9 protein-coding genes are annotated in these 9,163 nt (G+C 63.4%); 7 read left to right on the forward strand and 2 right to left on the reverse strand.

The window, feature by feature from the left end; all coding sequences use genetic code 11:
* Positions 1-572, reverse strand: a 572-nt coding sequence (locus tag Q427_RS00890; RefSeq protein ID WP_331280500.1) for a sugar kinase, incomplete at its 3' end; no start/stop codon positions are given.
* 153 nt (positions 573-725) lie between these two features.
* On the opposite strand from Q427_RS00890, the gene Q427_RS30855 reads away from it, so the two are divergent.
* Positions 726-830 carry a helix-turn-helix domain-containing protein gene (locus Q427_RS30855; protein ID WP_231613293.1) on the forward strand — a complete coding sequence of 35 codons (105 nt, stop codon included), beginning with the start codon at positions 726-728 and terminating at the stop codon, positions 828-830.
* Positions 831-863: 33 nt separating this feature from the next.
* Here Q427_RS30855 and Q427_RS00895 read toward each other — a convergent pair whose 3' ends face one another.
* Complete coding sequence (locus Q427_RS00895) at positions 864-1,655, reverse strand: putative metalloprotease CJM1_0395 family protein (protein ID WP_051496018.1); 792 nt, start codon at positions 1,653-1,655, stop codon at positions 864-866.
* A 32-nt stretch (positions 1,656-1,687) separates the two neighbouring features.
* On the opposite strand from Q427_RS00895, the gene Q427_RS00900 reads away from it, so the two are divergent.
* The 6 genes from Q427_RS00900 to Q427_RS33010 form a co-directional block, all read left to right on the forward strand.
* Positions 1,688-1,876 (forward strand): DUF2835 family protein, encoded by a 189-nt coding sequence (locus tag Q427_RS00900; RefSeq protein WP_331280501.1) that lies wholly within the window; start codon positions 1,688-1,690, stop codon positions 1,874-1,876.
* Positions 1,877-2,009: 133 nt separating this feature from the next.
* Positions 2,010-3,236: a GGDEF domain-containing protein gene (locus Q427_RS00905; RefSeq protein WP_051496019.1), complete on the forward strand. Its 1,227-nt coding sequence runs from the start codon at positions 2,010-2,012 to the stop codon at positions 3,234-3,236.
* Positions 3,237-3,385: 149 nt separating this feature from the next.
* The gene (locus Q427_RS33000; protein ID WP_043510286.1) at positions 3,386-5,146 is read left to right on the forward strand and encodes a hypothetical protein; all 1,761 of its coding nucleotides are present in this window, start codon (positions 3,386-3,388) and stop codon (positions 5,144-5,146) included.
* Positions 5,050-7,377, forward strand: a complete 2,328-nt coding sequence (locus Q427_RS00915; RefSeq protein WP_231613294.1) for a bifunctional diguanylate cyclase/phosphodiesterase — start codon at positions 5,050-5,052, stop codon at positions 7,375-7,377. The genes Q427_RS33000 and Q427_RS00915 overlap by 97 nt, the downstream gene beginning before the upstream one ends.
* A gap of 160 nt (positions 7,378-7,537) precedes the next feature.
* A complete protein-coding gene (locus tag Q427_RS33005) occupies positions 7,538-8,332 on the forward strand; it encodes a PilZ domain-containing protein (RefSeq protein ID WP_231613295.1) in 795 nt (264 codons plus the stop codon).
* Positions 8,218-9,163 (forward strand): HD-GYP domain-containing protein (locus tag Q427_RS33010; protein WP_331280502.1); only part of this gene is annotated, 946 nt, incomplete at its 3' end. The genes Q427_RS33005 and Q427_RS33010, both read left to right, overlap by 115 nt.

Genomic DNA, 9,163 nt, shown 5'->3' on the forward strand with positions numbered 1-9,163 from the left:
GTTGAGGGTGGTGCGCATGTCGGCCTCGCTCGACCATAGGCTGGGACGCAGGTTGGGTCGAAGGAAACGCTGGCACCGACGGCGCGGGCCTGCTCCACCACGTGCAGTGACAGCTCACGGGCGCTGGGGGAGAGAGCGGGAGGAATGCCGGTGGCGTGCAGGTGACGCAGGGCGGTGAAGTCAACGTCTTTCGCATCGCCAGTTGTCAGGTGACTGGCTGCACTGCCTTGGCGGAAATAAGTGACGTTGGGGTCGGCGCCGCCCAGGGCGCGCTCCTTGAACACCAGTCCGGTGGGATGATCAGGATCTGTGTAGAGGTGGCGGCAGTCAATGCCTTCGGCTTCCAGGGTATGTCGGATAAAGGTACCGAAGCCGTCCTCACCCACACGACTCAGCCAGCCGACTCGAAAGCCGAGCCGAGCCAGGCCGATGGCGACGTTGGTATCGGCTCCCGCTATACGGCGGTGAAAGCACTCGACCTCGGCCAGCTCGCCGGAGGTGTCGGCAACAAACATGGCCATGGCCTCACCGAAGGTGAGGATTTCAGGGCCGGGGAAGTGAGAAGTGGCCATCGTCAAGCTCCAGGGCAAGTTCCATTCTCGAGTGATTTTTCAATTGTATCGATCAACGCGACTCGTTCATCATCTTTGCGCGCGCGACCCCTGGCTCCAGGCATGGAGAGGGGGCGTCTGCTGTTATACAGTTTGTGCCGTAAACCGTATGTCATGACGAGACGCGCTTACCAAAACCGCTCCTATCCGGCACTTGAACAGGAACAGCTCCTGGCCAGGACGTTTGGGTGCGTGCACTGTCATGCAGGGCTGATATAGGCCAGGGCAAGGGTGGGTGGCAAGGCAGCTGGTTTATGCCTTGCCACTCAGCTTGGCGGTGCCGCCGCTGGCGAAGGAGGTGCGGGCGATGATGTCGTAGTTGGAGAGTGATGTCTTGCCGGTTTCCAGGGTGGCGCTGCTGTTGGCTGATTGGCTCTCCGGCGGTGTTGAGGTATTGGGCTCGGGTCGCTCGGCGCTGTGTCGTGCGCTGGCCTGCTGGGCCATTTCCAACTGGGCGGTGAGCAGGTATTGTCGCGCCTGGGCGGCGATCTGGTGATCCTTGGGAGACGGGTCGGCCGGGGCCAGTGCGGCACTGATCACCTGCTGCATCTTGCCGATGGTGGCGCGGGGGTCGCCGGGCACCGGGCCGTAGTCGATGGAGACTTCCCCGGCCACGGCATAGCGCTGGCCGTCGGGGCCGTGCTCGAACTGGTAGCTGACGGCGCCCGTGTACTGGCCGCCGGCGATCTGGTGGGCCAGTTCGTGCTGGCGGACTTCGCGGTCGGTGGTCTTGAGCTGCTCCAGCTGGCGCAGTTCTTCCTGGCTCAGGGTTTCACCACTGGGCTGCTGCGCSGCSTCGCCCTCGGCGACCTTGCCCCGGGAGGCTGCCTCGGCGGCCCTGCCACTGGCCTCGCCATGGCCGGGTTCACCAATGCGACGGGCTGCCTCGCGTTGCCGATATGGCCGCCGCCGGGTTGCCAGCTGGTCGAAGAGAAAGGCACGGGGCCGATGACGGTGGATGCCTGCATGGTGAATGTCCGTAGGGCGGGGCGAATGGGGTAAAGTATTGGCGACTTTTGCGTTGACGACAAGCTGACAATCCATGCCCACCATCGACGTGGTGATCGAGCTTTCCCATGCTGCCTGCCTGGCCCATTACGAGGCCGAGTGGGCAGGTGCATACCCATAGCCTGGATGGCAGGAAGGTGATCTTTCCCGCCGAGGCGCTGCGCCGGGTGGTGACCCGGGACGGTGTGCACGGTCGTTTTAGGCTGACCTTTACCGATGCAGGACGCTTCATTGCGATACAGAGGCTCTCCAGGTAGTTGATATCTCTTGCTATAGATCAAAAATCCGTAACATCCTCCCGGCGGCGGTACTGTTACAATTGCATACTTGGGCGCAGGTCTGTGCTGGATGCCGCTCATGTACAGGTGCCGGTCTACTAGAGGTCATTCGATGCTTTTCAGCAAACTGAAGCAAAGACGAGACGACGAGCGCCGCACGCGTCGCCTGGACAGGCTGGCCGAACCGCCCGAGGCGGGCCATGAACTATTCGTCGGCTTCAGTTCGCTGCGCGATACGTTCAGCCGCCATCATCACTCCCGTGACTTCGCCTTTGCCCACTCTCGCTACCTTCGCAGCCGTGTGCTGGCGCTGGGCATCATCTTCGCCATCCTCTCCCCGCTGTGGATCGTGGTGGATGCCCTGGTGCTGCCCACCGAGCTGCTCAAGTACACCCTGATCGGGCGGGTTGTGCTGATCCTGGGCCTGGTTGCCGTACTGCTGCTCGCCCTCTACAGCCAGGAGCGGATTCGTCGCATCCGCTTCTGTGCCGGCATGCTGCTGGCATTGCCCGCCGCATTCTATGGCCTGGTGCTGCTCATGCTGCCGCCGCATGAGCTGCATAACCTGGTGGGCTACGGCTTCATTCCCTTCTTGCTGGTGGCATCGCTCAGCGTCTTTCCCTTCACGATCCTGGAGTCGCTGCTCGCCGGCATCGCCATGCTGGCTCTCCAGGTGTTCTCCCAGATGGTCGACGGTAGCTGGTTGACCGGGCGCGGTGCCGAAGCGTTCTGGCTCCTGTCGAGCTTGTTGGCGGTCTCCTTGGCGGCCAATCATTTCCAGCTCAGCCTGTTGCTGCGCCTCTATCGTCAGGCTACCCACGACCCGCTGACGGGCCTGTTCAACCGCGGTGCGCTGGAGGTACACCTGGCCAAGATCCAGGCCTGGCAGCGGGATACGGAAGGGCTGGACAGTGCGGGAAGCGTACCCTGTTCGCTGCTGATACTCGATATCGACCATTTCAAGCAGATCAATGACACCTATGGCCACTCCGTGGGCGATGGCGTGCTGTGCCAGTTCGCCGAGGTGCTGGTTGGGCAGACGCGCAAGCATGACTGTACTGCGCGTTACGGTGGCGAGGAGTTCGTGGTGTTGCTGCTCGGCAGCGGCCAGGCCAGGGCCATGGAGATAGCGGAGCGTATCCGGTTTGCGGTAGAGACCTTCGAATTCCGCGACCGTGAACGGCAGCGTATTTCGTTGACGACCAGCATAGGAGTCACCCAACTGATGCAGGATGAGCCCGCCCAGGAGGCGCTCAAGCGGGCCGACGAGGCGCTATACCGCGCCAAGCACGTCGGGCGCAATCGCGTCGTTGCCGCCGAGTCACCGCCTCTCGCCTGACAAGATTCCCCCTGCCGCCATGGAAGATAGGCCCTGCCTGAGGGCACCCGATCCTCTCCATTTCCAGGAGAGCCTCAAGAGAGCCTCAAGAGTTTTGTCTAGCGGCCGATAAGTCGACCAACAGGACTCATTCACGAGCAGGGGGCGATATGCCCAATAACTCTCAGCAGGTGGCGCTTCACACCTGGCTGATTCTGGTGCCGATACTGCTCATGGTCATGGCGGTGTTCAACGGTCTGGCGACCTGGCAGTTGCCGGTGGACTGGAACCCTTCCAGGGCTAGCCTGCCCTTGATGCTGCTGGTGGGGGGCGGCTTGCTCGCAACCATGCTGAATCGGCCCCGCTGGGCCCAGCTCTGCGGGGCATTGCTGTTGCCTTTCGGGTTGTATGCCCCCCTGCTGGCCCTGTTCCCGGAGAGGCATTGGAGTGCAGTGGAAATCTGGCCGGTGCCGGTGGCGCTTTCCACCAGCATTACCCTCCTGGCGGTGTCGGCGTGCCTGCTGGCGGGCAAGGCGACCCGCCGGGCACGCCTGGGCTGGGTATTGGGGGGGCTGGTGGTAGTGTCCACCGGGGGCATCAGTCTGGCCAAGGTCATCTGGCCAGACGTCATCATGCCGGGCCCCTGGGGTACGCCATTCACGACGCCCTTTACCGCCTTGCCCGCTTTGCTGAGCGGTTCAGCCATGGTTCTTATCGGGCGTCGCGCCTCGGCGCCGCCGCTACTCAGTCCTGTCATGGCGCTGGCGCTGGCGGCTGGGGTGATGGCAAGTGGCCTGGCCTGGTACTCCCTCACCTGGCAGCAGTACGACGCCAAGCAGCGTCATGCAACGGAGCTGTTGACCAACTTCAAGATCACGGCTGAGCGAGCCCTCGATACGGAGCAGTTGACCCTTCAGCGCATGGCCGAGCGCTGGGACCACTTTGCGGGCCGCCCGCCGCTGCCATACCGCGAGACGGAGTTCGACAGCTACTTTCGCGACATGCCGAGCCTGGTTTCGCTCTATTGGCAGGACGAGAGCGAGCGGTTCCGCTGGGGGCGCGATCGGAGCAGCTCGCTGTTGTTTCATGGCTGGGTTCGACAGGACGACGCTTGGCTGCTGGATTGGTTGGCAGTGGGTGGCGATTACCCGCGCTGGATTCTGCCTGACGCTCTGAGCCCCGAACTGGCACTGGTATCGGTGCCGCTGCCCAGGCCGGGCAATGGCAAGATGGTCAGCGTGCTCGACCTCGAGCGCCTGCTGGGGGAGGAGCTTCGCGCCATCGTGACGCCCTTGATGCTGTCGCTATACCGGCGGGGCAGTCCGTTGGCTGCCAATCATGGTGACGAGCGCGAACGAGGCGTGAAGCTTCATCAAGTCTTGATCGTGCTGCCGGGCGGGGTCACCGTCGAGGCGCGAGTCTATGACGCCGCCGCGGGCCCGCTGGCCATCGGTGGCTTGATGCCGATGAACGTGGCGATCGGGGGCTTGATTCTCAGCTACCTGCTGGCCTTCAGCCTGGGCATGGCAAGCCTGAGCCGCCGACGCTCGGTCTCCCTGGCTCGAACCCAGCGACACCTTCGCGCCCAGCAGCGCGTACAGACCCTGATCGCCCGCGATCAGCCGCTGGCCGATACGCTCAGGGCGATCTGCCGGATGGTAGAGTCCCAGGCGCCCGGTTCCCTGTGCTCTATCATGCTCTGTGGTGACGATCGTAAATCGCTGGAGAGCGTCTACTCGGTCAGCTTGCCCGAGCGCTACTGTGAAGCGGTGCGTGGGGTCGGCGTGGGCCCGGGGCGGGTGCCTGCGGCCGGGCCGCCCATATCCGGGACTTCGTGGTCTGCGCTGACATCGCCACCGATCCTTATTGGGCCGGCTATCATGACCTGGCATCCGAGTACGGCCTGCGCGCTTGCTGGTCCTATCCGGTGATTGCCAGCGATGGGCGTTTATTGGGCGCCTTCGGCACCTATTTTCGGACGCCGGGAGAGCCGACCCGCGCCGACCGTCGACGCATCATCGAGTCGGCGGAACTGGTCTCCCTGGCGGTGGAGCGAGAACAGAACCGTCGTGCCCTGCGCGAGAGCGAGCAGCGCTACCGCTCGTTGTTCACCTACCATCCGGATGCGGTCTTCTCCCTCGACCTGCAGGGCTATTTTCTGACCGCCAACGATGCCTGCTGCAAGACTACCGGCTACACCCTGGAGCGGCTGATCGGCTCGCACTTCGCTGAGTTGATAGAGCCGAGCGACCAGGCGCGCATTGCGCAGCTCTACCAGGATGCCGGAAAGGGCGAAGCCTTCCGCTATTCACTGGCCCTCAAGCGGCAGGATGGGGCCGCTGTCTATCTCGACCTGACCAATCTACCCATTGTCGTCAACGAGCGTGTCATCGGCTTCTATGGCATTGCCAAGGACATGACCGAGCGCCATCGGCATGAAACCGAGCTGCGTATTCTGCAGCGTAGTGTCGAGGCGAGCATCAACGGGGTGATCATCGCCGATGCCCAGGTGGCGGGCATGCCGATCATCTATGCCAATGAAGCCTTCGAGCGCATCACCGGATATTCACGAGAGGAGGTTCTGGGACGCAACTGCCGTTTCCTGCAGGGGCGCGAGACCGATCCCGACTCGGTGGAGCAGCTTCGCCGTGCCCTCGCCGAGAGCGAAGAGGTGAACGTCACTCTATGCAACTATCGCAAGGATGGCTCGCCCTTCTGGAACAACCTCTACCTGGCGCCGGTACGTGATACGGCAGGTATGGTGACGCACTTCGTCGGTGTGCAGCACGACATCTCGGAGCGTAAGGCCTATGAGGCGAAGCTCTCCTTCCATGCCAGCCACGATGCCTTGACAGGCCTGGCCAACCGGTCGCTGTTCGAAGATCACCTGCTGCACGACGTACAGCTGGCACGGCGGCATGGCAGGTACCTGGCGGTACTGTTCCTCGATCTGGATGATTTCAAGCCGATCAACGACAGCCTGGGCCATGAAGTGGGGGATCAGGTGCTGATCGAGGTCGCCCAGCGCCTGGCGGATGAGCTGGACCCCGGCGATACGCTGGCCCGCTTCGGCAGCGACGAGTTCGTGATCCTGCTGCCGGAACTGAGCCGGGAGGAGTCTGCCTTGCGGCTCACCGAGCGGCTGCTGGCCTGCGTCGGTCGGCCGTACCGTATCGCCGAGCAGGAGCTCTATATCGGAGCGAGTGTGGGGATCGCCTTCCTGTACGAGGGGCTGGAGAACCCGGTGGAACTGATCCAGCAGGCGGACATGGCGATGTACCGGGCCAAGCAGAAGGGGCGCAATGCCTGGGAGTGCTTTACCAGCGATCTCAACGATGAGGTGAGCTCCCGCATGGCGTTGCGCAACGACCTGCAGGAAGCCATCGAGGCGGAGAACTTCGAGCTGCACTACCAGCCGCTGCTGAATGCCGGCGACGGCAGCGTGGTGGGTTTTGAAGCACTGGTGCGCTGGAAGCACCCGGTCAAGGGCTACCTCTCGCCGGGGCTCTTTATCCCCCTGGCCGAGGATACCGGGCAGATCGGCCCGATCAGCGAATGGGTGCTGAGACGAGCCTGTCTCGACATGTGTCTTCTGGCAGCGCAGGGCTACGGACACCATCGGGTTTCGGTCAACCTATCGCCGTTGCAGTTCCACCGCCCCAACTTCATGACCAACCTGCAGCAGGCGCTATTGGAGACCGGTCTGTCCCCTGACTACCTCGAACTGGAGCTGACGGAGGGCATCCTGATGAACGATACCGCCGCCGCCATCGCTACGCTGCACAAGCTGCGGGACATGGGGGTGGAGGTCTCCGTCGACGACTTCGGCACCGGTTACTCCAGTCTGAGCTATCTCAAGCAACTGCCGATCGGCAAGATCAAGATCGATCGCAGCTTTATTCGTGACGTCACCAGCAACCCCCATGACAGCGCCATCGTCCAGGGGATCATCTCCATGGCCCATCACCTGGGACTCAAGGTGGTGGCGGAAGGCATCGAAGAGCATGCCCAGCGTGACTTTCTGGCCGAACACGGCTGCGATGTCTTCCAGGGATTCTACTTTGCCCGGCCCATGCCGCTGGATGGGCTCAAGCGCTACATGATCGAGCATCACCAGGTGGCCCCCGAGCCCCCTGATCCACAGGCCGCGTTCCATCAATAGCGTTGACGACGGAAACGGCAAGGCCTGGGTGGACGTCATGCAGCGGGCGCAGATCACATGGTTCCGGCCTGCTCCTGTTTGGGCCGTACGATCGGTACATTGACATAGTCTCGGGCCGGCCTGGATAGCTGGGCTGGCCCGGATAGAAGAAGAGGCAAGGATGGCGAAGGCGCTAGATGACTTTGTTCGAGTCGGCAGTCCCGCGGAAATCGAATCGCTGCTGGAATCGTTGATTCAGCCGGGCGGTGCATCGCTGCTGCTTGACAAGCCCGAAAGCACGCCGCTCCCGGTGGTGCTCATGGATCAGGTGCCCGCGGAGTCGCTGAGCATGGATATCACCGCGGTGCGTGAGATCGGCGGTGAGCTCAGGCGTGGAGTCGGGTTTCGCTTGCTGGGGCAGGTTCACGGGAAGATTGTACGCACGCCGTTGCTCAAGGTGGTGGAAACGGAAACCGTAGCGGGCAGGGTGATCTGTCGCTGCGAATACCCCCTCTATCTGGAAGAGATGCAGCGGCGCGAGGCATTCCGGGCCCGCTTGCGGCTGGGCATGGAGGTGGGTGCGATCCTGCGGGGCGAAGGCGAGGCGACCGTCCAGGGCGACCTCAAGGATCTCTCTCAGCAGGGGTGTCAGCTCGAGCTGCCGGCCTCGGCGGCGTCGCTGCTGTCCACGACACCGATGGTCGAGATAGAGCTCTGCTTTCCCAATGGCACACGCTTTGCGATCAAGGCGACGGCCTGTCATACCGTAGCCGATACCGATCGCCAGACGATTCGCGTCGGCTTCCGGTTCGAGGCTGCAAGGCCGATCAGGAGCGCAAGCTGTGGTTCTTCGTGCGCGAGATCGAACGGGAGTCGTCCCGCTATGTGGAGGAGGCCGATGTGGGGCGCCTGCCCTCCATGCTATTCCAGAGCCAGGCGGTTGCTGCGGCGCCGGTGGGGCGACGCAACCTGCTGAGCTACCCCACCCCCATGGCACGGCGCTTGTCGCGGGTGGCCGGCTACCTGGACGCCCAGCTGCTGGAGTTGCAGCAGGGGGGGGGCATCGACTCGATACAGCTCTCCCGGCACGCCGATATGCTGCTGATGCTGGCCGACGAAGACATGGAGGCGCTGCTGTTCGCCACCCGCTGCCTGGCGCGAGAGCCCCTGCTGGTGCGCCATGGGCTATCGGTGGCGGCACATATCCTGGCCCTGGCCGATGGCGCGACGGTCCCGCGGGACATGCGCAAGGCCTTGGCGGCCAGCGCCATGGTGCATGACCTGGGCAAGGGGTTGATTCCCGGAAACCTGCTCTCGGCCACTTCGCTGGACGAGGGCGGCTATGCTCAGTTGAAGATGCATGTTGCATTACTCGACCAGGCCCTGGCCGGTTGCCAATGGCTGTCGGCCGGGGTGGTCAAGGCGGTGGTGGGCGGGATCAACGAGCGCCTGGATGGCAGTGGCTACCCGGCCGGACATGATGGCGACCAGTTGCAGGAGCTGTCCCGAATGAGTGCGGTGGTGGATGTGGTCGATGCCATGCGACGCGAGCGGCCCGACCGGCCGGCTTGGCGCATCGATGCCGTATATCGGCATCTGCTGAGCAATCCCGGGCAGTTCGACCCACGCTGGGCGAAGCGCTATATCCAGCGCTTCGGCTTGCGCCCGGTCGGTGCTCTGGTGCGCTTCGGCAATGGCGACATGGCGTGGATCCAGCGTCTCGACCAGCAGGGCAAGCCGTTTCAGGTGCAGTTGACCGACGTCGTGGAGCCCCCGGGAGAGGCGCTGGGCGAGGTGCTGCGCGGCA

Source organism: Halomonas sp. BC04, from assembly GCF_000568385.1.